This window comes from Streptomyces avidinii, from assembly GCF_045161815.1.
Classification (GTDB): domain Bacteria; phylum Actinomycetota; class Actinomycetes; order Streptomycetales; family Streptomycetaceae; genus Streptomyces; species Streptomyces avidinii.
This window is the reverse complement of the sequence record NZ_CP108863.1, coordinates 917,178-942,123: the sequence shown is the minus strand read 5'-3', so window position 1 is coordinate 942,123 and position 24,946 is coordinate 917,178. Positions and strand designations below refer to the sequence as shown.

Sequence of the window (24,946 nt, the reverse complement as noted above, 5' to 3'; positions counted from 1 at the left end):
GTGCACGGCACCGGGCACGCGGGCCCGGCCAACAAGATCCGCAAGAGAGGGCCCCGGGCCCTTTCCCAGCCAGCACTACTCACACAGCACGCCGTCGCCGAGCACGATCCACCCCGGCCGAGGCAGCCGATGGAGGTACCAATGTCATCAGAGAAGCACGCCTATGAGCAGACTGCTCACTCCGAAGCAGCTGAGGCCGGGGACGTCCCTGCCCTCGACTACGACGTCATCGTCATCGGCTCCGGCTTCGGCGGATCCGTGTCGGCGCTACGCCTCACCGAAAAGGGCTACCGCGTGGGTGTCCTGGAGGCCGGCCGCCGCTTCACCAACGAGACCCTGCCGAAGAATTCCTGGGACCTGCGCAGCTACCTCTGGGCCCCGGCGCTGGGCTTCTATGGCATCCAGCGCATCCATCTCCTGGGCAAGGTGATGGTGCTCGCCGGCGCGGGCGTGGGTGGCGGGTCGCTGAACTACGCGAACACCCTCTACGTGCCGCCCGCAGCGTTCTTCCGGGACCCGCAGTGGGGGCACATCACCGACTGGGCGCAAGAGCTCAAACCGTACTACGACCAAGCGCAGCGGATGCTTGGGGTGCGGCCCACCCGGACCATGACCCCCTGTGATGTCCACCTCCAGGACGTGGCCGAGAAGATGGGAGTCGGCGATACCTTCCGCATGGCCTCCGTAGGGGTGTTCTTCGGTGACGGTGAGGACGCCGGTGGAGCGGTACGCGTCGATCCCGGCCAGTCTGCCCCGGACCCGTACTTCGGGGGCGTGGGACCGTCCCGCAAGGCGTGCACCGAGTGCGGTGAATGCATGACAGGTTGCCGTTACGGCGCCAAGAACACCCTCAATGAGAACTACCTGCACCTCGCCGAGAAGTCCGGCGCGGTGGTGCACGCGATGACCACAGCCGTCGCGGTCGCCGAGGAGCCCGGTGGCGGTGGCTACCGTGTCACCACCGTCCCTACCGACCAGCGCCGCAAGGGGCGGCAAACGGTGCTCCGCGCACGGCAGGTTGTGATCGCGGCCGGCACCTACGGCACCCAGACACTGCTGCATCGGATGCGGGCCACCGGCCTGTTGCCGCGCATCTCGCCCAAGCTGGGTGAACTGACCCGTACCAACTCCGAGGCGCTGGTGGGGGCCACGACCTCGGACCGGCTCTACCGCAGGAAGCACAGCGGCCCCAAGGTGGACTTCGGTAAGCGGGTGGACTTCAGCAGGGGAGTGGCGATCACTTCCTCCATCCACCCCGATGAGACCACTCACATCGAAGCGGTGCGGTACGGCAAGGGCTCAAACGCGATGGCCCCGCTGTCCATCCTCCAAATCCCGTACGGGGGAAGACTGCCGCGCTGGGTGCAGTTCATCGGAGCCAACCTGCGCAGGCCCGGCGATGCGGTCCGCATGATCAACTACCGCCGTTGGTCGGAGCGGACCATCGTCGGACTGGTCATGCAGACCCACGACAACTCGCTGACCACCTGCCTCAGGCCCAAAGGGCTGGGTAAGGGCCTGCTCACCGCACGGCAGGGGCACGGCGAGCCCAATCCGGACCATATTCCCGAGGCCGCAGAGGGCGCCAGACTGCTCGCGCGATCCATCAACGGCACCGCGAGCAGCAACGTTGGCGAACTGATGGGAACCCCCCTGACCGCGCATTTCCTCGGCGGCTGCCCGATCGGCCAAGACGCGGAGCACGGCGTCATCGACCCGTACCATCGTCTCTTCGGCTACCCCGGCATTTCGGTGGTGGACGGAGCATCCGTCTCGGCCAACCTGGGCGTGAATCCCGCGCTGACCATCACCGCGCAAGCGGAACGGGCAATGGCGCTATGGCCCAACAAGGATGAGCAGGATTTCCGTCCCGAGCAAGGCAGACCGTACCTGAGGATGGCACCGGTCGCTCCCGTTTGCCCGGCAGTGCCCGCTGATGCCTTTGGGGCATTGCGGCTGACGGTCATGCTGCCGGTGCCCCTGGTGCCGCCGCGGCGGGATCGCGGTGCAGGGCCCGGTGAGGCAGGCCCTGCCCCCTCGGCCCAGGCATAGTGGGGGACGTGGTGTCACGGCATGGGGTCCGGGGCCTGATGGTGGCCGCGGTGCTGGGCGAGGTTCGCTGGTTGTTGGGGTGTCCGGCTGGGACGTGGTGTGGAGGCAGGCCGGGATGTCGTGATGGCTGAGTGGTTGTTGTCTTTCCGGGCATGATGGATGTGTTTCCGCTGGTCAGGTATAGGGTCGGCGGTCCCGCGGCAGTGATGACGTGTCGTGTCGTTGCTCGGGTGGAGGTCGGGGATGCCGTCGGTCGTGGGGTTGCTGGAGCAGCGTGAGCTCACCGCTCGCCGCCGCGTGGACGAGCTGCGGCAGGAGGCCGACCGCATCCACGCCGAGCTGGACGTGGCCGAGCAGGAATGGAACGAGTGGGTCATCGCCCGCTCACGCGTCGGCGAAGTGCTGGCCCCGGGCGCCGACACCTCCACGTCCGAGGACCAGTGCCAGCCCGGCGGGCAGCCGCTTCGTCCCGAGTCGGCGGACGCGGCGAAGCCGAAGTCCGTGGTGCCGATGTGGCGCGCGGGGCTGTCCTGGGCAGCGTTGTCGGTGGACTACCAGCGCATCCTGCAGGCCCTCGCGGACGGGAGCCGGCTCGGTCAAGGACCTTTGACGTGCCAGAAGATGGCCGCCTGCTTCGGTCTGGACCCGGTGCCGGGGAAGGTGGAAGCCTTGCGGTCGAAGGCGAAGCGGCTGGTGGCCCGGGGTTGGCTGGTCGAGTCGGCGCCGGGCCGTTTCACGCTCGCGAAGGACGTGGCCGGGCAAGGCGGCGGGTCATGAGCGTCGTCATCGACCAGTAGATCATCGCCTCCGCGCTGCTGGTGGAGCGCTCGAAGTCGCGCACGAGGCGGCGGCTTCGCATCAGGTGGGCGAAGAACCGCTCCACGATCCACCGCTTCGGCAGCACGACGAAGCCGCGCATGTCGTCGCTGCGCTTGACGATTGCGAGGACCAGGGCGAGGACGGCGAGGCTGTACTCGACGAGGCTGCCGGTGTAGCCGCCGTCGGCCCAGATCAGGGCCAGCCGGTGGTGTGCGGCGGCGACCTGGGCGAGTAGGACCTGGGCGGCGGCGCGGTCGCCGATGTCGGCGGCGGTGACCATCACCGCGAGCAGCAGGCCGAGCGTGTCGACCACGGCGTGCCGCTTGCGGCCGTTGATGAGCTTGCCGCCGTCGAAGCCGCGGCTGTCGGCTCCGACGACGGCGTCCGCCTTGACCGACTGGGAGTCGATCACCCCAGCGCTCGGCTCCGGATCCCGCCCGGCCTGCTCGCGCACCCGGCGGCGGAGTCGGTCGTGGAACTCCTTGACCAGGTCGTGGTCGCGCCAGCGCCGGAAGAACGCGTAGACCCGGTCCCACGGCGGGAAGTCGCCCGGGATAGCCCGCCATTTCGTCGCGTTGTCGACGAGGTAGCGGATCGCGTCCAGTATCGCGCGGTGGCAGTAGGCCTCCGGCTGGCCGCCCCGACCACGCAGCCAGCCCGGCACCGGCAGCAACGGCCGCACCACCTTCCACTCGGCATCCGACATGTCGGTCGGGTAGCGGCGCTCGCGCGCTGTGTGGTCGCCGGCGTTCCCGAACCTGTGAGCCAGGCAGTCACACGCAGGAGTGGCCGAAGTGGCCCCCGCCTCCGTGATGCCGTAGAAATGCGACAACAGGGCCTCCTGCCGGGCTTGTTGTCGTAGACACCCTTCGAGCTACCAAGAGGCCCTGCTTTCGTGCCCGGCGACCTCAACGACCACCCGATCGAGACTCCGCTTCGCCCGGCCCCCGGGGCAGGAAATCAGATCGCGGCTGCAGCCACGTAGGACCGAGCCCACGCCGCGAACCGAGGTTGTTGCCGGTGGTCGGCAAGTTGAGCGAGCAAGGACTCGATCTCGGCAGCGTCACCCTGGTCGAGACGGAACAGCACGTCGCGGTAGACCGGGCCGAGGCGCAGGACCGGGGAGGCGGCGGCGTCGAACGCGGCAAGGAGCCGCTCTCGACTGGCCATGCGCTGCACCAGCGGCAGGATCTCCGTGTCGACTGCTTCCCGGAAGGCCTCACCCAGTGCCTCCGACTCGGCCGGGAGGTCGGCCGCCCACCGTGTGCAGAAGGGCTTCGGCCGATCCGGGGCCCACGCGAAGTCCGCAGGCGGCATCACATAGCACCACGCGACAGAGCTCGCGCTGTCCATCCGCCTCGGGTTCGGCTCGTTCAGGGTGATCCACCGCCAGTACGTGCGCAGGGCGTACTTGAACGTCATGTCGAAGACGTCACGGACCGGATCGACGCGGTGGACGTTGAACTCGAGGATGAGCAGGTCGTCGTCGGGCAGGGCCAGGGCGAGATGGGAGCCGGCCTTTCGGAAGCCGTGTGGCCGTAGAGCTGGCGCCGCGTGAGCGCGGACGAAGTCTCGCATGGCGTTCATGCGGGCGAACATACCGTTGCCCTCCGACACCCAACATCTCGATGAGCCCCGCCGGGTCACTCAATCGAAGATCCTGTCGACCGGCATCCCTCAAGATCGGAAAGAAAACAGCGACTGAGATGGACGGCCTGGCGAGGAGCCGGTCGCCTGATGTCTGGCGCCGGTCGGCAGCCCGCTTCCGCGGCTGTGAGACGGGCCTGGCCTGATGCCGTTCGTGCCACAACGGCTGTGTACGGGGGTGAGTTCAGTGGTCATCATGGCCGGCAAGCCGCGACGCTCCTGTCGCTGATGATCGCTGCACCCGTTCCGACCCGGCATCCATGAGCGATGAGCCAAGGTGCCACGTCCCACCGCCAACCACGCCGAGCTTGTGGCGACCCGTGAGTCCTGCGCATTGTTAGGGCAGTTGCACCACGTTGCACCCTGCCGCGGTGATGCGGCGAGTGATGGAACGTGCTTCTCTCTCGTAGATCGAGAAGACAAACGGACCGGGAACGAGGAGAAGCCGGCACATTTTTGCCCCGGCGAGAGCGATCACCCGTTCGAGCGCTGGCAGCTTTACACCCGAGCGATATCCGTTGTCCAGATAGACCGGCGGCTCAGGGTGCCCCAGGAGTTCAGCCAGGTGGGCCAAGGCGTTGCGATGTGGTTCCATACGCCACATGTCATACGGGTAACACCGCAAATAGATCACAGCGAGGCCGGCGTCCTGAGAGGTGTGATAAAACGCCATGACGTCCCTCCCGATGGAGGTGAAGGATCTGCGGAGGGCGGCGCGCGACACTGCGTGCAACCGATTGGCCACCGCGCGTAGCAGTTGCGGGGCTGTGCTAGAGGGGCGGCACCTCTCAACCCTAACTCCTAATATTGAAGATGTCTACAACATTGCTAGACTGGAAGTATGCCCAACCCTGAGAAGCGCTACGCCAAGGGCGCGCGCCGCCGAGAAGAGCTCCTGAACGCCGCACTCGAGGTCCTGGCGGAGCAAGGTATCGCGGGCCTCACTCACCGCGCAGTTACCGAACGCGCGGGGTGTCCATTCACTTCCGTCTCCTACTTCTTCGGCACGATCGACCAGCTGGCCGTCGAAGCGATACAGCTCATCGCGGAGAACCTCAATACCCATCTGGAAGTCCTCGCTCAGCGCTTCGAGGGCGGCAGGGCCAGCCCGGCGGAGGTTGCTGCCGAATTCTCCAAGCTCTTGACCACGTACTCGCAGGCCCTGGAACTGGCCCGCTACGAAGTACTCCTTCACGCTGTGCGGAACCCGAGTCAGTCCGACGCGCTGGCCGGCGTCGTTCGGAGTATGGAACATGTTGCCGAAGTGGCCTTGCGATCAGCAGGTGCCAGGCGGCCAGCGGCTGGCGCACGCGCATTTGCAGCCCTGGCCGAGGGACTGAACCTGTACCACCTTGTCGGCCCTCGGGCCGACGACGTTGAGGCGGCGAGCGCTGCATTCCGCGCCCTGTTCATAGCGTTCGCCCTGGACGATCAAGAGCATTCTGCGTGGGAAGAGCACCTCAAGGCCAAGCCCTCAGTCAACCGCTCTGGATGAATGCCGAGTACTGCGCGGACTGCACGAGGTGGCACGAGTCGGGTGCGCGCAGTCGCCGGCAAGACCTGACCCGCCCTGGGCACCCCGAACACCGGGGCTGGCTCACGCACCGTCAAGTTGGTCCGTCGTACGTCTGACCAGCACAACCTGCTCTTCCAGTGACAAGTTCCACCGCCGACTCTTGCCCAACGCGTCTGTCCCTCACGCTTCAGAGTCGTCACCAGCTCCCCGAAAGCGCGCCGGGCTGAGCCCGACGAAGAGGGATGGCTGGGAGCGCTCCAACGCCGTGATCACATCAGCAATCACCAGTTGCGGGCGTCGCTGGTTTTGCGTCCCGGGAGACGGAGACACCGCAGTCCTGATGTCGCCCACAGCGGCTTCGCCGCGCTCCGGTGACAGCTGGCCCGAGTGGGAAGGGGTCGGGGTTCGGCGGTGAGCGCTCCTGGAGTGCTGTCTCGACCTCGCTCGAACCGCTCTTGGACTGCCCTGATGAGACGGAGGCAAGATTTTGCCCGCCCTGCGCGGGGTCACCCACCACCACGGCCACCAGCAGACCCCGGACCCCACCCCACCCCCTGCCGGACCGGATCCGCACGAGCCCCCTCCGCCTTCCGGGCGACTTCAGGTTCGCTGTTTGTTGGGGTGTCCGGCTGGGATGTGGTGTGGGGAGTGTGCTGTGTGCCGGGTTCCGTGTTCGGGTGGTTTCGGTTCGGGCTGGGCGGGCAGCGGTACCCGGTGGTTCGGGCCCGGTGTCGGGTCTCAAGGACCGCGCCAGGGCATGGGTTTCTGGCGCCGGTCGGCAGCCCGCTTCCGCGGCTGTGAGACGGGCCTGGCAACGGGCGGATTTCGGGGTCGAGTTCAGTGGTCATCATGGCCGACAGGCCGTGACGCTCCTGTCGCTGATGATCGCTGCACCCGTTCCGACCCGGCGGCCATGAGCGATGAGCCAAGGTGCCACGTCGCACCGCCAACCACGCCCAGCTCGCGAGGTGTCGTGCAATCCGTAAGGGATCGCGGGGCCACGGTGATGCACAGGGGGGCGTGCTTCGGCCCAGCTGGCGATCGGGCGAGAGGGACCCCTCAAAGACTTGAAGAAGCCTTCAATATTTGGCTACTCTACCGCCATCCGCTCCAACAGCAGCGGGTCGGCATCGCAGGATGCACCTCACGACCGTGGGGCGAAGCTCTGGACGTCGCGAGGGGTCCTCCACCGGTCCGAGCCGCGGGGTGCGGCCTCTGATCTCCCCAGCAATGCGTTGCTGCGCCAGCCTGGCCACCCGCACCATGCGGCAGCGCGCCACCCCGCACCGACCCTTGGCAGGGGCGGGTCGTGCTGCCAGGGCGCGACCTTCGACCTGCACGTGGATGAGCTGGAGCAGCTCAACTGGGGGAGTCACCCGGGCCGGCCTCGGTAAGGCATGCGGCTGATGGTCGATATCGGCGCCCGAAGGAAAGTGAACTCATCATCCGGGCTGAGTCATTTTCCCTGCCAATGTGGGCGGTTCGCCATCTTGCGCCCAACCTGTGGCGTGCCACAGTGGGAAAATGCCGCGGCCGATCTTCGAATACTGTGCGACTAGAAGTCGGAGGTCGATGAATGCTCAAGAATTATTACGAGACCGTGCGCGCTAAGCGACTGTACCGCCAGATTCGTTCGCTCGGCAGCCGTGTCATTCGGAAAGGGTTCTGGGAGAAGCAGCGGCTTCCCACCAAAATATCTATATCCCTGCTCGTTCCTGTTCTGCTCGCCGTGGCTTTTGGCGGCCTGCGGCTGCGAGATAATCAAGCTGAATGGCGGTCGGCTTCGACCGCAGAGCAGACTGCCAGGCTGGTTCAGGCGGCAACGCTTGTGGCCCATCATCTCGAGCGCGAACGAGACCTATCTGTGAGTCCGCTCATTGCAGGCAAGCGAGACGGTGGCCTGGTTGGAGATCTTTATCGGGTCACCAGTGCTTCCATATCCACTCTCAAGCAACATACAGAAGTGGCGCCGAGTACAGGGAGATTGCATGATCGCCTTGTGGAGGTGGACCGTCTTCTGTCCGGACTTCCTGAAGTGAGAGCGCGGGCATACCTTGCTCCCGGGGTGGATACGGAGGAGGCGTATTCGGATATCGTGACATCCCTCCTTGCTCTGACCAATGAGTTGAGTCTAGGTACCGGAAGTAGTGTCACCTCGGATGCGCGAGCGGTGTATGCGATCGCTCTGGCCAAGGAAGCGATTTCGATCAATCGGGCGATTGTCATGCATATGCTGCTGGATGTCCGTAATTCCGGTGACCCGGTCACTCGCCACACCCAAGCGGCCAGGAGTGTCGGGTATCAATCGCTTGCGCAAATAGCCAGAAAGGAGCTTTCGAGTTCCTCGGGGGGCGAGTTCGAGGCGAGTCCGCGCTCGGATCTCACCTCCCCCGGGATGGAGCAGATGGTGAGGCACGTAGGGGCCGGCCTGAGCAACCAGCAGCTCGCCTCCCAAGGGGTCACCCCTGATCGCTGGATGGAGGGTGCAGGCGTTCAATTCGACGAAAGTTGGGAAATCGAGAGTATGCTAACTGCCAGAGCTGTCCATTTTGCGTCGGACAGCACACGGGAAGCAAAAGAGGCTCTCATTGACGAAGTGCTTGCCATGTTGCTTGCTCTCCTGATTACCGCAACGCTTGCCCTGGCGATGGTTCGCTCTATGGTTTCCAGGTTGACAATTCTTCGTGACTCCGTCCATCGCATCGCAAATCAGTCCTTGCCTGATGTTGTCGCTTCCCTCTCCAGTGTGACGTCTGAGGCTATTGACACTGTTATTGCACCGATTTCGGTTGATGGGTCGGATGAGATAGCAGAGCTGGCCAGAGCGTTTGACGGCCTGCATTTTCAAGCGGTTGATCTGGCCGCAGGGCAAGCTCTTCTCAGGGGCAATATAAACGCAATCCTGGTAAATATATCACGTCGAAATCAGCATTTGGTCACGCGGCAAGTTGGCTTGATTTCGGAACTGGAAAGAACTGAGATGGACGAAGCTCGGCTTGAGCGTCTATTTGAGGTCGACCACCTGGCCGCTCGCATTTTGAGGAATGGAGAGAATCTGCTTGTACTCGGGGGTGATGATTCGGCGGGGCGGCGCCTGGTGCCTGGGGCAGTTCCTTTGATCGATGTGCTCCGCGCTGCCATCTCGGAGGTGGAGAGTTACTCTCGAGTTGAACTGAAGGATATCCCCAATGTGCGAATAGAGGGCGCGGTAGTCATTGATCTCATGCACCTGATAGCCGAGCTGCTTGAGAACGCTACGAAGTTCTCCGTTGAGAATTTCAAAGTCCTGATGACTGTGATTCTTTACCCTGATCGACGATTGGCCATTGAGATTCTCGACAGGGGGGTAGGTATTGCGCCGGATGTGATTAAGGGTCTGAACGATAAACTCAGGATGCCGCCTGCGGTTGATGTAGGGGTCTATTCCCACATGGGACTCTTCGTGGTCGGGAGGCTGGCCTCCAGGCATGGAATGCTGGTTCAGCTCTACCCGTCAAACGGTGCGTCCGGTACGCGCGCCGTCGTTGTTGTGCCCACACGTGCCTGGATCATTTGAGCTCCGTCTGCGGCGTCGACTGCAACGCCTGCGCCGGCTTGGCCTGGGACACGCAGCGCCGCCGCGGGCTTCGCCTCAAGGAAGCAGTGCTCGGCTGGTCCCGGGGCCAACTTACCGGCAAAATCCACCTCGCTGCGGACCGTAAGTGCTGTCCGCTCACGTGAGTTACTGGTGCCGGACGAGCAGTGGGTGTTGTTCCGGCGGGTGGTACGGACGACAGAGGTCACAACGTCCACGTCCGCAGGGTGGCGGATGGCGTCGAGCGGGTAATCGCGAGGCCTTGGCCGCGATGGATTTTGTGGGAACGTCGGGCTGCACCTGACGGTAGCTGCCGCGAGTGTTCGGCCCGAGCTGGCAGACAGCCTACCGAAGCCTCGCCCAGTCGAGGCGGGCCCGGGTCTGGGTCCGCCTCCACCGCGTCACCCTCGACGAACTCGGTGCCCGTGGCGAACTGGACTGATCGCGCAGCGCGAGCCGCTGGGCTCACAAGGCCGGCTGGTCTCCAGATGGAGACCGCGGACGTTGCAGCCCTGGGTGGCCAGCACGACGGCGGTGTGATTGCCCGATGGCTGACCGGCCGATCCTCCCAGGCTGCCGGCGTGGGTGTACCGATCGAAGTGGGTGAAGCGCTGGCCTGGGTGAGCCCGCAGCGGATCGGTGGTTCGGCAGCGGAGCTAGCCGCACGTGGCAAGCTGTACCTGCACCGGCGGGTGTTCGCCACGTTGCTCCGCATCCGGGTCAGCCAGGGCGAGCGCGTGCTGCGGCAGCGGCAAGTGCCGAAGTTGATCCCTTCGCTCCCTGCGTTGCTTTCTGCGACCTGGCTGGCGCGGGTGGACCCGCATGGTTCCGCAGTACGCATCGAGGTTCTGGCCTGATGAACTGCGGGTTGTCGTAGGTGGTGGTTCGGCTTCGTGATGTCAGTGCCGTGGCTGCCCACACCGCCTGGAGCGCGCCGCCACCGCCTTGGCCGCACACCTCAAGCAGCCCAGCAGTCTTCACCGGCTGCGTCCACACCGACACCACCATCCATCTGACCTGTGTGCCCTTCTCAGCGCCGGGCAGCGGCAGAACCTGCACAACTGCGGCCACACCGCCGCCTCCCTCGCCCCGAGAGGCCGCTGGCCTCCCTGCTGCCCCGCACCCGCCCCCAGCCAGTGCTCCTGGATCGCATTGCTACCTCCTTGGGCTACGCGAGCCTGTTCGGCATCGACGGGGCAGTGCGTCCCCCGATTGGGTCCTCGGCGCGAGGCGCGCAGTCAGCACCGCGCCCGACGCTGCGGGACAGGGCCTGGCCCGCTCGCCGGGCCGGATCGGCTTCGGGAGCAATGGCGGCGACGAGTTCGCGGTAGAACGACGTGCGAAAAGGCGTGTCCGCACTGTCCGTTGGCCACGGAAGCTTGTCTCACGCACCCAGACCAGTGCGGCGCAGACGGCAATCTTGTAGATGTCTTCTAGATTGGATGTAGAGTGACCATGCCGGCGTGGTCGCGACTGCCCCGACCCGTCGGGGAAAACCGTGCCGAGCCTGACGTGGAACCGCAGGGCATGTGCGCTCCAGCACCGGACCGGCTGACAAGCATTGGATTGGAGTCCTCTGTGATCTCGTTAACAACCGCAACACGCGCAAGTTCCTTGCGCAGGATGGTCGCCGCCCTGGCGATAGCCCTGTTATCCCTGGCGGCAGGCCTCACCTCCCCGCCGAGCGCCCATGCCGCCTCGGCGTCGACAGAGTCTTGCCGGGCGGGGGAGGAGAGCCTCGACTGCATGAGACTCCACCTGAGCGGTTCGGGAGGCTTCGTGCTCGCGCTGCACCCGGGCGCTCTGTCGAACCAACAGGTCGTGGTCGACAGGATGGACAACGGACAGAACCGCTTCTGGAAGCTCAGTGTGAACCGGGCGGACGCGACGTTCGAGATCGTCAACAAGTCGACCGGCACTTGCGTAGGCAGCCAGCCGACCGCCGAGCGCTACGACGTGCTCGTCACCGCGAACTGCCAGAACAAGGGCTCACAGCGTTGGTACTTCAACCCTGGCCCCGGCAACAAGTTGATGGTCCGCAACGTCGATTCCGGCAAGTGCCTGGCCGCCTTCGGCGCCGATGTGCGCAACTCCCGGGTGGGTGACCCCGTCATCGCCACACCGTGCCAGCTCGAAGCCCGCGGCCAGCTCTGGTTGGTTGGATCGGGACCGTACTCCGCGGTCTGGGACCTGGCTATCGACCACGCGGCGAACACGTGTCAGAAGTCAACGGACACCTGCACGTGGAATGCGGAGAGCGAGGCCCCCGCGGCCCCGCTGCCAGGTTCCTGCGGGTCGAAGGTGTGGTACAACGACACGCCTTACCCGCTCGACCACGTGTTCACCAGGACCAAGACGACCGGCTACTCCAACGAGGTGGGCAGCGAGTTGGAGGTCGGGTTCGAGACGGGGGCCGTCGGCTCGCTGATCGCCAAGGTCACGGCCAAGCTGAAAGTATCCGCCAAGGTCGTGTGGTCGAACTCGCACAGTGAGGCCGAGCAGACGAAGTTCACTGTGAAGCCCGGAGAGTACGGCTGGTACGAGTTGGCGAAGGTCGCCCAGAAGGTGACGGGCACCTGGACCTTCGGCATCGGCGGGCTGCACACCTGGACGGTGCGTGACACCGTTACGGTCCCCCTCGAGCACGCCAACGGCCTGACCACCATCTACGTCGCGAAGTCCAGCCCCACTCCGCCCCGCTGCAGCTTCTGAGTGACTGTTGTCGTTCCGGTCCTGTGCGGTGTTGGGCGAACGGGAGTCTCGTTCGGGTGATCGCGGCGGGTGCGCGCATGAGAACAAGGCCTCTTGGCGGCTCGGTAGATTCCACGCCAACGAGTGTGCCAAGAGGCCCTGTTGTCGCAATTCTGCGCGTTCGTGCAGGCCGGGTCCGGTCCGGGCGCCCCGTCGCGTGACTGCCTCGCAAACCAGTTCGGGAACGCCGCTGGTAACGGGATGCGCGAGCGCCGCTATCCCACAGGCATGACAGACGTGCAGTGGGCCGTGGTCTGTCCGGTACTGCCACTGCAGGGACGCGGTGGGCAGTCGGAAGCGTACTGCCGCCGGGCGATGCTGGACACGGTCCTCTATCTGGTCGACAACGGAACGAAATGGCGAGCCATGTCGGCGGCGCGGGCACGGACAGCCGCGGCTTCGACGGCGGCAGGCCTATCAACGGGCGTAAGCGGCACGCGGTGAAGCCGCCCCACGAGCATCGTGCTCATGCCGGGAACCTCAACCGAGCGGCAGGCTGGGGACGTTCGAGACCCCGATTCGGTTCGGTAAAGCGACTGTGTCATTTAATACAGTCAGTCGACATGGTCACTCGACAATGTCGACTGTACGTTGGCGGGAACCGATGTCTCGAACTGAAAGGCGCGCTCATGACTCAGCCGCCCGTCCTCACGGCCCAGGCGATACCACAGCGCCCGGCCCTGCCCCTGGTGGGCCACGCCCTCGCGCTCCCGAAGGGGTTCGATGCCACGACCCACCTGATGAAGGAGGTCAAGGAGCTCGGCCCGATCTACAGGCTCCGCGTCTTCGACACCGAGGCCGTGGTCGTGGGCGGCCTGGATCTGGTGACGGAACTTGCGGACGAGTCCCGCTTCCGCAAGAACGTGCACCCCGACCTGGTCGAGATCCGGCAGTTCGCGGGGGACGGCCTGTTCACCGCTTTCAACCACGAGGCGAACTGGCAGAAGGCCCACGACATTCTGATGCCGGCGTTCTCGCTGGGTGCGATGCGCGACTACCACGCGACCATGCTGAGGGTCGCCCGCTCTTTGATCGGCAAGTGGGACCAGGCTGCCGGCCAGCGTACGGTGGACATCCCCGAGGACATGACCCGCCTGACCTTCGACACCATCGGGCTGTGCGGCTTCGACTACGACTTCGAGTCGTTCCGCCGGGACGAACTGCACTCCTTCGTCGAGGCCATGGCACGGGCCCTGGCCTTCACCCAGACCAAGGGCGAGTCCATCCCGGGAACGGTGCGGTTCAGGCGCAAGCAGTCCGAGCAGTTCCGCCAAGACATCAGGCTAATGACCGACCTGGTCGACGAGGTCATCCGGCAGCGCAAGCAGTCCGGAGATACAAGCACCGGCGACCTGCTGGGCCGGATGCTTCACACCCCGGATGCCAGGACGGGCCGGCCGCTCGACGACGTGAACATCCGCAACCAGGTCATCACGTTCCTCATCGCCGGGCACGAGACGACCAGCGGTGCCCTGTCCTTCGCCCTGTACTACCTGACCAAGCACCCCGAGATCCTCGCCCGTGCTCAGGCCGAGGTGGACGCGCTGTGGGGAGACGAGGAAACTCCGGACCCCGACTACGGCGACATCGGCAAGCTCACCTACATCCGCCAGGTGCTCAACGAGAGCCTCCGGCTGTGGCCGACCGCGCCCGGCTACGCCGTGGAGCCCTTGGAGGACACCATCATCGGCAGTAGGTACGCCGTCCGCAAGGGCGAGACGCTGATGGTCCTCACCCCCGCCCTGCACCGTGACCCCGCCTGGGGCGAGAACGTCGAGCTGTTCGACCCCGAACGCTTCACCCAGGAACAGGAAGAGAAGCGCCCGGTCCACCTCTTCAAGCCGTTCGGCAACGGCGAACGCGCCTGCATCGGACGCCAGTTCGCCCTCCACGAGGCCACGCTGCTGCTCGGCCTCCTCGTCCACCGCTACCGGCTGATCGACCACACCGACTACCAGCTGAAGATCAAGCAGACGCTCACACTCAAGCCCGACGGCTTCACACTCAAGCTGACCCGGCGCACCACCGAGGAGCGCCGTCGGCCCGCCGTGACGGCGAGCGAGGCGGCAACCGGGCGGGGCGTGAGCGTGACCCGGCGGGCCTCCGGCGCCGCGCTCACCCTGCTGCACGGCTCCAACCTCGGCACCTGCGCCGGCATCGCCCGCGACCTGGCCACCGACGGCGATGACCACGGCTTCGCACCGTCCGTGGCGCCCCTCGACGCCCACGCCGGCAAGCTGGATCCCGCCGGCGGCCCGCTGGTGATCGTCGCCGCCTCCTACAACGGCAGGCCCACCGACGATGCTGCCGAGTTCGTGGCGTGGCTGGAGGGTCTGGAGTCCGGCTCGCTCGCCGGCCTCCCGTACGCCGTGCTCGGCGTCGGCGACCGCAACTGGGCCGCCACCTACCAGCGCGTCCCCACCCTCATCGACGAGCGCCTGGCGGCGGCCGGAGCCGTCCCCCTTCTCGAACGCGGCGCCGCCGACGCCTCCGGCGACTTCGCCGGAACGGTGGACCGTTGGGCCGGGGAATTGTGGACAACGCTTCTCGAGCGCTACGGCCACGCCCCAGGCGAGGTCCCGGCGCCCGCGGAGTTCGACGACAGCCAAGGGCTCTATGAGCTGGAGGACGCCACCGACTCGGTCACCGGCGGCCTCGCCGCGCGGCACGGCGTCCAGCCGATGGAAGTGCTCGACGCGTACGAACTCGTCGACACGAAACACGAACTCGGCCGCTCCAAGCGGTTCCTGCGCCTGCGGCTGCCCGAGGGCGTCACCTACCGCACCGCCGACCACTTGGCGATCCTGCCCAGCAACCCCGACGCCCTCGTCCAGCGCGTGGCCGACCGCTTCGGCCTCGACCTGGACCGCACCATCCGCCTGCGCGCCCGCCGCCGCAGCCGCAACGCCCTGCCCGTCGACCGCCCGCTGACCCTGCGCCGCCTGCTCACCGACTTCGTGGAACTGCAGGACGCCGCCACCCCCGAGCAGGTCGCCGTCCTGGCCGAGCACACCACCTGCCCGCCCGAGAAGCAGCCCCTGGCCGCACTTGCCGCGGCAGACCCGGAGACCATCCGCGAGCAGGTGGCCGTCGCCGGCCACAGCCTCCTGGGCCTGCTGGAGAAGTACCGCGCCTGCGAGCTGCCCTTCGAGCACTTCCTGGAGCTGCTGCCGGTTCTGCGGCCCCGCCACTACTCCGTCTCCTCGTCCGCGGCCGCCCAACCCGGTGAGGTGGACCTCATGGTGTCGCTGCTTGCCGCACCTCACCGTAGCGGCGAGGGCACATTCCAGGGCATCGCCTCGCACTACATCCAGACCGTGAACCCCGGAGACACCCTGCAGGCCCGGGTGCTGCAGGGCAGCGAGTCCTTCCGCCTCCCCGAGGACCCGTCGGTGCCGGTGATCCTGGTCAGCGCGGGCACCGGCCTCGCGCCCTTCCGGGGTGCGGTGCTCGACCGGGTGCACAGTGGGTCGACGGGAACCCTGTTGTGCTACTTCGGCTGCGACCATCCGGATGTCGACTACCTCCACCGCCAGGAGTTCGAGGCGGCGGAGGCGGCCGGCGCGGTCAGCATGCGGCCCACCTTCACGCACGCTCCCGAGCACGGTGCCCGTTTCGTTCAGGACCGGATCGCGCGCGAGAGCGACGAGGTCTGGGCCGCGCTGGAGGCCGGCGGCAGGGTCTACGTCTGCGGGGACGGCCGCCGCATGGCGCCCGCGGTGCGGGAGGCGTTCATGGCGATCTACCGCCAGAACTCCTGCGCCGACGACGAGGAGGCCGCCGCTTGGCTGGCCGCCACCACCGAATCCGGTCGCTATGTCGAGGACGTCTGGGCCGGCTGACCCCCGCCCATCGACTTTCTCAGACCACACGGCCACGGACGTGCAGGCGTCCGTGGCCGGTGTGTCGGTCCGCTACGCGTACGCCTCGCCACGCCGGACCGGCGGAGGCGTGCGCGGTACGGCGAACGGACGTCGGCGTTCCTTACTGGGTCTGGACGGCCGCGAGGTTCAGGCCCCCTCCGGCCAGGGCGACGGTCGCGGAGACCAGGGCCTGGAGGCCGGCGCTTTCGGCGGGTCCGTTCGGCGCGTAGAGGCGCTGCATCGTGAGCCCGTCGAAGCCGGCGAGGAAGAAGCGGGCGATCAGGTCCGCCGGCTGGACGAGTTCGAACCCGCTCCGGGACGCCGTCTCGGTCACGATCCGCACCGTGACCTCGTTAACCTGTTGGTAATGAGCCTGGCGGGCCTCGCTGAGACCGGGGGTGCGCAAGGCGAGCAGGGCCAGTTCCGTGAGCAGCTGGTGCCCGCTCGCCTCCTCCTGGACGGTGCGCCAGAGGGCGCCGGCCAATGCGGCGATCGTCTCCTCGAAGCCAGCGTTTTGCGGAGCCGCTTGCTCGACCTGCGCTATCAGGTCCGCGGTGAGCTGGTCCATGACCGCTCGGTACAGGCCCTCCTTCGTGCCGAAGGTGTAGTGGACCGTGGCCTGGGCGACGCCGAGTTCGGCGGCGATGGCACGCGTGCTCCCGACGGCGACGCCCTCCCTCGCCATAAAGGCGATAGCCGCTTTGATCAGCTGGGGACGGCGCTCGGCCGCAGAAACATGAGCCATGCGGCCACTATATCGACTTAGTCGATCGAACCAGTCGGTAAGGACGGCGTCCCGCACTGCCCCTGATGGGCCCGAGCGCCGGCGGGACGGGAAGTGGCCCCGGGTTCCTCATGGACGGCGCGCGCCCCGACGTATCGGCTCCTCCGCTTCTACCGTCAGGGGTTCCGCCGGGGCTGGGGCTGTCGGCCTGGGCAACCGAGGTGACCCTGGCGACCGGCGGCACGTTCACTTCGCCCGCCGGGGGAACCTGCGCGCGGAAGCCGCGTTCGCCCTGCGGGGCTCCCGATCGGACCATCGCATGGCTTCACGGCTTCCGCCGACTACGGATCCGATGGGAACGACGCGAGGACATTCACGAAGCTTCCTCGGCCTCGCCAGCTGCCTCATCACCCACCGCCACGTCCAACGGCTTTGTCAGGACCTCTAAGTGATCGGCTTCTTGGCGGTGCCTGCGGACGGCCGCGGAGGTGCCGACGTAGACGCACTCCGCGGCCGGGCATGACTCCCAGTAGCCGCTGTCCAGAGCTGCCTGCCGGATGGTCGTCGCACCGTCCGGGCCGAAGTCGTGCTCGGCGAGGAGTCGGGCCACGGAATTGTCGTACCGGACAGCCATAAGGGCGGCCTCGGCGATCTTGTCGTGGCCGGGCGCGAAGAAGGAATCGATTCCGACTTCGGCTCCGCAGCCACACCAGCAGGTTCCTGTTGGTGCGAGACGGGCGTCCTCTCCAGTCATGACCTCACGGTAGACCCATGTCGCGCCCCGGTATGGTTTTAATCACCCTATTTCGTGTTGTTCGGGGCGTCGTCCGACGGGGTCCAAGCGGCGGCGCGAGCGGGCCCCGGCCGGCGAACGCCGGTTTCCTGAGGGGGTGACTCCCGCCTCTCATTGTTACCATTATTTCGGCATATCCTACGAGTCTAGGTATGGGCGTCGTGGCGGATGGAGCGTTCCCTGCCGACGTGACGAGCATGGTGGGGCGCCGGTCGGAGATCGCCGGAGTGAAGCGCCTGCTCGCCGACTCGCGTCTGGTGACGCCGACCGGCACCGGAGGCGTGGGAAAGACGCGCCTGGCACTGCAGGTCGCGCGTGACGTGCGGCGGGCGTTCCGTGACGGGGTCTTCTGGGTGTCGTTGGCGGAGGTCGGTGAGTCCGGCCAAGTCGTCCTGACCGTCATGGACGCCGTGGGCATGCGCACGATGGGTCCCGACGCCGCAAGGGCGCTGACCCGTCACCTGCGGGACAAGCGACTGCTGCTGGTCCTCGACAACTGCGAGCACCTGGTGGAGGCGTGCGGGGAGGCGGCGGCCGACCTTCTGGCGATGTGTCCCGGAGTCCGCGTGCTGGCCACCAGCCGTGAGGTACTCGACATTGCGGGCGAACGTGTCTTCGCGGTGCCGCCTCTGCCCGTACCCCTGGAGACTTCCCCGGGGAGCCACGGTGGGATCCGAGCCGACTCGGTCGCCCTGTTCGTCGACCGGGCAGCCGCTGCCGCCCCCGGCTTCGAGGTCACTCCCGACAACGAGCAGGCCGTGGCCGCACTGTGCAGGCACCTCGAGGGTCTGCCCCTGGCCATCGAACTTGCCGCGGCCCGCGTGCGGTCACTCTCCGTCGAAGAGCTCGTCCGCCGCCAGGACGAACGCTACGAACTCCTCACCCGCCGGCGGCGCCGCGGCTCCGCATCCCGACACCGATCCCTTCGATCCACCGTCGACTGGAGCTTCGAGCTCTGCTCGCCCGAAGAACGCCTTCTGTGGGCCCGCTTGTCGGTTTTCGCCGGAGGCTGCGACCTCACCGCCGCTCAGAACGTCTGCTCGGACCGGAAACTCAGCCGCGAAGCCGTGCTCGAAGCCGTCGCCGGTCTCGTGGAGAAATCGATCCTCACGCGTGAGGAAGTCCACGGACGCGTGCGCTACCGCATGCTCGAGACCCTCCGCCAGTACGGCCGGGAACACCTCGCCCGAGCCGGCGAGACTGACGGTCTGCGGCGCCGTCACCGCGACCACTACCTGCAGCTGGCCGAGCACGTCCACGACCAGTGGTTCGGCCCTGGACAGGTCATCCTCTTCGCTTCCGCGCGCCGGGAGCACGCCAACCTGCGCGCGGCTCTGGAGTACTGCCTCACGGAGCCTGGCGAAGCACCCCACGCCCTCCGGATGGCTGCCTCCTTGTGGACCTACTGGATCGTGTGCGGCCTGGTACAAGAAGGCGCGATCTGGCTGGCGCGAGCCCTGGCCGGCAGCCCGGCGCCGGGCCCGCACCGGGTCGACGCCCTTTGGGCGGCCAGCCTCGTGAGCAACTACAGCGGAGATCGGGGCAGGCCGGCGGAGCGCGCGGCTCTCGCCATGATCGAGGAGTGCCACCGGCTGGCCACGAGCCTGCGAGACCCGGCCCGCATCGCCCACGCAACCTACCTGTGGGGATACATGCAACTGCTCGGAGAGGACCCGGTCCGCGGGTTCCTCGTCCTCGGTGAGGGAGTCGAGTTGGAGCGAGCCCTGGGTGAGCCCAACCCCCACCTGCGCCATGCCCAGCTCCTTCTCGCGATCGCGGGCAGCCTGGCCGACCTCGACCACGTGGTGCGCACCGTCGGCGAGGAGTGCCGCACAGCCTGCCGGGACGCCGGCGAGCAGTGGCTGCAGTCCTGGAGCCTGCTCTACCTCGGCCTGTCCGCCGTGATCCAAGGGCGCTGCGAGGACGCGGAGGCATACCTCAGGGGGGCCGTCCGGCTCCAGCATCCGTTCCGCCAGCCGCTCGGCGTCGGCTGCGCTCTGGAATATTTGGCGTGGAGCGCGGTGAAGTCGGGCGATCCCGACCGCGGCGCTCGGCTCTTCGGCGCCGGCACCGTGTTCCTCGAACCACTCGGGCTCGACTTCGGCAACCTGACCAGGGAACAGTGGGTCGAGCGAGGGGACCGCTCCGGCATCGTCCGGACAGCCGTGGACGCCCTGGCTGAGCGGGCGTACCGGCTGGCCTACCAGAGCGGAGCGCGGCTCACCCAGGACGAAGCCGTCGCGTACGCCCTGGGAATTCGGGAGACTACGTCCCGGAACACGGTCCAAGTGCCGAAACGGCCCGAGGTTCTCACCCGGCGAGAGCGACAGATCGCCGAGCTGCTGGCCGAGGGCAAGTCCAACAGGGACATCGCTGAGCAACTGGTCATCTCCCAGCGCACCGCCGAGACGCATGTCGCCAACATTCTCAGCAAACTCGCCTGTACTTCCCGTGCCCAGGTCGCGACCGTGATCACCGGACAGAACCTGACCGGTCACCTGCCCGAGCAGGACGACCAGGACCCCGCGGCCGCCAAATAGATCCCGTACGGGATCCGGACGGCCACCGTCCCTTGCGGCGGCCGGGGCTGGGCGTAGCCCTGCCGCTATTTTTTGCCTCTGCACGGCGACCTGGAGTGATATCGATTACGGGTCGTAGCCACCGCATGGGCGCGAATGAACTCAGTAGCCGGCTACGTAATTCTCGCGATGTGGAGAACCAGGCGCGCTGCCAATGGTGGAGAAGCAGGCCACCCATCCGTTGGTCAACCCCGGCGCTCGACCCATGCATCCCCCCGGCCTGCCGGAGCCGTGGTTCCACCGCACTCCCTGAGATCACTGGCAGGTGAACGACATGGTTATGCACGTACGACAGCAAGCCAATTCTCTGCACACCGCGCTCTACCTTCGGTGCTACCCCCACGACCCGACCGGCATGGAGTTCCACCGTCGCGCGATGCGACGGCTCGCGCAGTGGTACGGCCTGCCCGCACCGTCGGAGTACGTGGACAACGGTCTGCGGTCCCGCGACGGCCTGCCGCAGTTGGAGAACCTGGTGTGGCAGATCGCGCGGGGCCGGATCGACATGCTCCTCATCCCGGGCCCGTTCGTGTTCGCACTGGATGACCGTGAGGCCGCGGACGTGGCCCACCGGCTGCGTCGGCTCGGCTGCCGTCTGCTTGAGCTGCCGCACAGCCGACCCGTCAGGGTCGGCCCCCTGACGCGGCCGGTCCCACTCGGCGGTGCCCGGCCGGCGATGGCGCCCAGGCAGCGGCAAGAGGTCGTCTCATTGCTCTCCCGCGAAAGGCCCCCACGTCCCACCTCTGCGGACGGCTGGTGACGGCAGGGTCAGGGCACCCCCGTCCGTCGGACGTGGTCTTACGATCCAGTTGGCCGGCGGTACCGATCTTCCAGGCGAGGCCGCGGGCAGAGGCCGTCACGGCCCGCAGGCCGTGCTGGGCCGTCCTTGGAAGGGTCGCCGAGGTGGAACAGCACCGCGGTGACCCGGCCCCTGGCGTTCTTGGGATCTGGCGCCACCGAGGCCGTCCGGTCGCCCTCCAGAAGCCGCTGCGCTCCCTCGTGCACGGCCCCACTCGGCATGCACGTACTGCGCGCAGGGCAGTGGGCCCGTCCCGGTGCCTGTGCGGCGCGCACCGATGGCGCGAGGTGCCCGGGCGGTCACGGCGCGACCGAGTCCGGCCCGGGTGGATCACGCGGACCGCACGACAGTGAGCCGGATCCGAATGTTGAAATCTGCTCGTTACCTTCGTGGTATTGCGTGGAAGTTCAGTCATTGGTTACGGTCCATTTCCACAACCAAGTGCCCAACAATCCAAACACACTGTGGAAAGTTGGGCATCCACCCTGGTTCCTGGGAGTGTTGATGAGGCTGTTCGGCTATCTGGATCGTCTGTCCGCACGACCGGGCGAGGAGCTTTCCGTGAGGGTGAGCGGAGACGGTGGCGAGGTCGCGATCGACCTGGTGCGGCTGGTGCACGGTGACGCCAACCCGCAGGGTCCCGGCTTCATCGTCGAGGACGTACCGTCGGTCGCCCGGCAGACAGCGGTGGTGGCCGAGCAGGAGACAGCAGCAGGCTCCTGCCTACTGGCGGACCGGGTCTTTTCCGCAGACACCACCCGGCTCTCCGCGGAGTTGCTGGTCTGGCCGACCACGCCGGGGGCAGGCCGGGAGCAGGGGTTGTTCAGCCTGGTCGACCGGCACGGTGAACAGGTCCTCGCGCTGGCGCTCAGCCCCGAGGGGTGTCCATGCCTGTGCCTGGCGGACGGGACGGTGCTCGCCGCCGCCGACCGGCCACTGGCCCAGAGCCGTTGGTACCGGCTGACGGTCGAATTCGTACCGCACGCCCTCCGTCTTTCCGTCCTGCCGCTGCAGCCCTATGCCGGTGAGGATGCAGAAGCACACGCGTACTCCGGTGCAGCGGTGGATCTCTCGTCGGTCAGCGGAGTGGTCATCGCGGCACTGCGCTGTCCTTCGGACGGCACCCGCTATTGCCCAGGGTCGGTGTTCAACGGCAAGGTGGAGCGGCCGGTGCTGCGCTCGGGTCCGGATGTCCTCGCTGAGTGGGCCTTCGAGCGCGACTTCAGCTCGCAAACCACCGCCGACGTCTCAGGACGCGGAGCCCACGCACTCCTGGTCAACATGCCGACCAGGGCCATGACGGGGCACAACTGGACCGGTGAGGTGCACGACGCCACCGACGCACCCGAACAGTACGGCGCGATCCACTTCCACGAGGACGACCTGCTGGACGCCGGCTGGCCGGAAGCGGCACGCATCACGCTGCCGGAGGATCTGCCGACCGGCATCTACGCGGTCCGGTTGCGCGGCATCACCGGCGATGGTGAGGAGACCGATCACATCCCGGTCGTGGTACCCCCGCCGGCCGACCGACCGCGGGCGAGGATCGCCTACCTGGTCCCGACCTTCACCTACCTCGCCTATGCCAACGAGCGGCTGCTGCACCGGCTCGACTACGAGTCCGCAGGCATCCTGGACCACCCCGTCAACCCATCTGTACACGACACCACGCTCGCCGACCATCCCGAATTCGGATCCAGCCTCTACGACCACCACAGCGACGGCTCCGGCATCTGCTACTCCAGCGCCCTGCGGCCCATCCTGAATCTGCGTCCGGACTACCGCATGTGGCTGCAGAACGCTCCGAGAGGCCTGAGCGCGGACCTTTACATCGAGCACTGGTTCACACAGAGCACGTTCGAGCATGACGTGATCAGCGACCACGACCTGCACGCCGACCCCGAGCACGCCCTCGACGGCTACCAGGTGTTGATCACCGGAGGGCACCCGGAGTACTACAGCGGCCGGATGCTGGACGCGCTCCAGCGCCATCTCGACTCCGGCGGCTGCCTCATGTACCTGGGCGGCAACGGCTTCTACTGGGTGACCTCCCAGGATCCGCGACGGCCACACGTACTGGAGGTCCGCCGCTCGGCGGGAATCCGAACCTGGGAGATCCAGCCGGGGGAGCAGCGGCACTCGACGACCGGCGAACAGGGCGGACTGTGGCGATGGCGCGGCCGCTCTCCCAACAAGCTTGTCGGGATCGGCATGTGCAGCCAGGGATGGGACGAGAAGGCGCCGGCGTTCGCGCGGACGCCACTGTCCTACGAGCCGGAGTGGGCCTGGGTGTTCGACGGCATCGACGACGAACTGATCGGTGACTTCGGACTGATCATGAACGGAGCCAGCGGCGATGAACTCGACCGCTGCGACCTCGGCCTCGGCAGCCCGCCGAACACCGCTGTGCTCGCTACCTCACAGCGGCACAGCGACTACTACCAGCTCGCCGTGGAAGACGTGCTGATGCTCTCGCCAGGGCTCGGCGGCAGCGAGTGCAAGGACGTGCGATCCGACATGGTCGTCGTGGAGCAGCCTGCCGGCGGGGCGGTGTTCTCCGTGGGCTCCGTCTGCTTCACCGGTTCCCTGCCGTGGAACGGCTGCCAGAACAACGTCTCCCGGCTGGTTCGCAACGTGCTGGACAACTTCCAGTCACGCGATTCCAAACAAGCCCCCACCCATCGCGCCGACGGCCCCGCCGACGCGGAACACCACACAGCAGAGAGGCACCCCGGATGAACCGCTCCGCCTCGGGCGCAGACCCGTCCAACCGAACAAGACGCCACATCGCCGGTGCCACCGCCGTAGCCGCGATGGCACTCCTTGCCACCGCCTGCGGCAGCATCAAGGAGGACACCGGCGCAGGCACAGCCCAGAACGACGCAAAGCTCTGCAAGCGCTCCACCGACAAGGTGATCGGCTTCGACTACCCCTTGACCTCGCTCTCGGTGTACGGGGACCTGAAGCGGTTCGCCGAGCAGCGAGCCAAGGAACGCGGTTACACGGTCAAGTACACCGCCGACGACGAGAACCTGCAGAAGCAGACCCAGAACATGCAGACCTGGGTGACCCAGAAGATCCCCGCGATCGTCTCCTACCCGCTGGAGCCGGCCTCCATGGAGCCGCTCGCCCAGGAGGCCAGGAACAACTGCACCGTGTTCGTCTCCTACGCCTCCCCCCTGAAGAACCAGGACGCAGCCGTGCTCTTCAGCGGTCTGGAGAGCGGCAAGGAACTCGGCAAGACGGCGGCGGCCTGGGCCAAGGAGCACAAGGGACCCGTCAAGGTGCTGGTGCTCAACAACCGTGACCTCGCGGTCGGCGCACAGCGCGACGACGGCCTGAAAGCCACCTTCCCGGCAGGTGTGAGCAACGTCGAGGTGGTCTCCACCCAGAAGGCGGGTACTCGAGCGGATGGCGAGCAGATCACACGCACGGTATTGCAGGCACACCCTGACCTGAACATGGTGCTCGGCTACGACGACGACGTGTCGCTCGGCGCACAGCAGGCGTTCATCAACGCCGGCAAGAACCCCAAGGACCCCGGCATCTTCATCGGCGGCCAGGACGGTTCCAAGGATGGCCTGACCGCTGTCTCGCAAGGCGGCATCTACCGGGTCTCCGTGGCGGTGCGCATCCGCGACATCGGCTTCGCCGTCACCGACGTGCCCGCGGATCTGCTCGAGGGCAAGCCGAACCAGGGCGTCAACGTCCCTCCCGTAGCGCTGACCGCGGACAACCCCGAGCTCAAGGACTACCTGAGCGACTACAGCTGAGCCGACTGAGGGCGGGCGTGCCCGCGTCCGCCCTCATCGTATGACCCCGACTCGAA

The 24,946-nt window shown here is 66.9% G+C and carries 16 protein-coding genes and 1 pseudogene; 13 read left to right on the top strand and 4 right to left on the bottom strand.

The window, feature by feature from the left end; all coding sequences use genetic code 11:
* Window positions 1–141: 141 nt before the first annotated feature.
* Together OG373_RS04300 and OG373_RS04295 are read left to right on the top strand one after the other, a co-directional pair.
* Window positions 142–2,052, top strand: a complete 1,911-nt coding sequence (locus OG373_RS04300) for a GMC family oxidoreductase N-terminal domain-containing protein (RefSeq protein WP_405435941.1) — start codon at window positions 142–144, stop codon at window positions 2,050–2,052.
* Window positions 2,053–2,295: 243 nt separating this feature from the next.
* On the top strand, window positions 2,296–2,829 hold the full coding sequence (locus tag OG373_RS04295) for a hypothetical protein (protein ID WP_405435940.1): 534 nt from the start codon (window positions 2,296–2,298) through the stop codon (window positions 2,827–2,829).
* On the opposite strand, the gene OG373_RS04290 is transcribed toward OG373_RS04295, so the two are convergent.
* The 3 genes from OG373_RS04290 to OG373_RS04280 all read right to left on the bottom strand — a co-directional run bounded on the left by OG373_RS04290 (window position 2,786) and on the right by OG373_RS04280 (window position 5,191).
* Window positions 2,786–3,577 (bottom strand): IS5 family transposase, encoded by a 792-nt coding sequence (locus tag OG373_RS04290; protein WP_405435938.1) that lies wholly within the window; start codon window positions 3,575–3,577, stop codon window positions 2,786–2,788. The genes OG373_RS04295 and OG373_RS04290 overlap by 44 nt on opposite strands.
* A 254-nt stretch (window positions 3,578–3,831) precedes the next feature.
* Entirely contained in the window at window positions 3,832–4,458 is a 627-nt protein-coding gene (locus OG373_RS04285) for a hypothetical protein (RefSeq protein WP_405435936.1), read from the bottom strand.
* A 397-nt stretch (window positions 4,459–4,855) separates the two neighbouring features.
* Entirely contained in the window at window positions 4,856–5,191 is a 336-nt protein-coding gene (locus OG373_RS04280) for a hypothetical protein (protein ID WP_405435935.1), read from the bottom strand.
* A gap of 168 nt (window positions 5,192–5,359) precedes the next feature.
* On the opposite strand from OG373_RS04280, the gene OG373_RS04275 reads away from it, so the two are divergent.
* The 6 genes from OG373_RS04275 to OG373_RS04250 all read left to right on the top strand — a co-directional run bounded on the left by OG373_RS04275 (window position 5,360) and on the right by OG373_RS04250 (window position 16,201).
* The gene (locus OG373_RS04275) at window positions 5,360–6,013 is read left to right on the top strand and encodes a TetR/AcrR family transcriptional regulator (RefSeq protein WP_405435933.1); all 654 of its coding nucleotides are present in this window, start codon (window positions 5,360–5,362) and stop codon (window positions 6,011–6,013) included.
* Window positions 6,014–7,610: 1,597 nt separating this feature from the next.
* Window positions 7,611–9,590 carry a nitrate- and nitrite sensing domain-containing protein gene (locus tag OG373_RS04270; RefSeq protein ID WP_405435931.1) on the top strand — a complete coding sequence of 660 codons (1,980 nt, stop codon included), beginning with the start codon at window positions 7,611–7,613 and terminating at the stop codon, window positions 9,588–9,590.
* Between the two features lie 506 nt (window positions 9,591–10,096).
* On the top strand, window positions 10,097–10,465 hold the full coding sequence (locus OG373_RS04265; RefSeq protein ID WP_405435930.1) for a hypothetical protein: 369 nt from the start codon (window positions 10,097–10,099) through the stop codon (window positions 10,463–10,465).
* Between the two features lie 889 nt (window positions 10,466–11,354).
* Window positions 11,355–12,320 (top strand): RICIN domain-containing protein, encoded by a 966-nt coding sequence (locus OG373_RS04260; RefSeq protein WP_405435928.1) that lies wholly within the window; start codon window positions 11,355–11,357, stop codon window positions 12,318–12,320.
* Window positions 12,321–12,560: 240 nt separating this feature from the next.
* Window positions 12,561–12,803, top strand: a complete 243-nt coding sequence (locus OG373_RS04255) for a transposase (RefSeq protein ID WP_328787092.1) — start codon at window positions 12,561–12,563, stop codon at window positions 12,801–12,803.
* A 185-nt stretch (window positions 12,804–12,988) separates the two neighbouring features.
* Window positions 12,989–16,201, top strand: coding sequence for a bifunctional cytochrome P450/NADPH--P450 reductase (locus OG373_RS04250; protein ID WP_405435926.1), 3,213 nt, complete (start codon window positions 12,989–12,991; stop codon window positions 16,199–16,201).
* Window positions 16,202–16,343: 142 nt separating this feature from the next.
* Here the strand turns inward: OG373_RS04250 and OG373_RS04245 are convergent, their stop codons facing one another.
* Window positions 16,344–16,967 carry a TetR/AcrR family transcriptional regulator gene (locus OG373_RS04245; protein ID WP_405435924.1) on the bottom strand — a complete coding sequence of 208 codons (624 nt, stop codon included), beginning with the start codon at window positions 16,965–16,967 and terminating at the stop codon, window positions 16,344–16,346.
* Between the two features lie 284 nt (window positions 16,968–17,251).
* Between OG373_RS04245 and OG373_RS04240 the strand changes: the two are divergent.
* The 5 genes and pseudogenes from OG373_RS04240 to OG373_RS04220 all read left to right on the top strand — a co-directional run.
* A pseudogene (locus OG373_RS04240) lies at window positions 17,252–17,394 on the top strand (IS5/IS1182 family transposase); the annotation flags it as partial.
* 542 nt (window positions 17,395–17,936) lie between these two features.
* Window positions 17,937–20,279: a LuxR C-terminal-related transcriptional regulator gene (locus tag OG373_RS04235; RefSeq protein WP_405443930.1), complete on the top strand. Its 2,343-nt coding sequence runs from the start codon at window positions 17,937–17,939 to the stop codon at window positions 20,277–20,279.
* Window positions 20,280–20,592: 313 nt separating this feature from the next.
* Entirely contained in the window at window positions 20,593–21,078 is a 486-nt protein-coding gene (locus tag OG373_RS04230) for a hypothetical protein (protein WP_405435923.1), read from the top strand.
* Between the two features lie 438 nt (window positions 21,079–21,516).
* The gene (locus tag OG373_RS04225; RefSeq protein WP_405435921.1) at window positions 21,517–23,856 is read left to right on the top strand and encodes a N,N-dimethylformamidase beta subunit family domain-containing protein; all 2,340 of its coding nucleotides are present in this window, start codon (window positions 21,517–21,519) and stop codon (window positions 23,854–23,856) included.
* Window positions 23,857–23,930: 74 nt separating this feature from the next.
* Window positions 23,931–24,890: a sugar ABC transporter substrate-binding protein gene (locus OG373_RS04220; RefSeq protein ID WP_405435920.1), complete on the top strand. Its 960-nt coding sequence runs from the start codon at window positions 23,931–23,933 to the stop codon at window positions 24,888–24,890.
* Window positions 24,891–24,946: the final 56 nt, after the last annotated feature.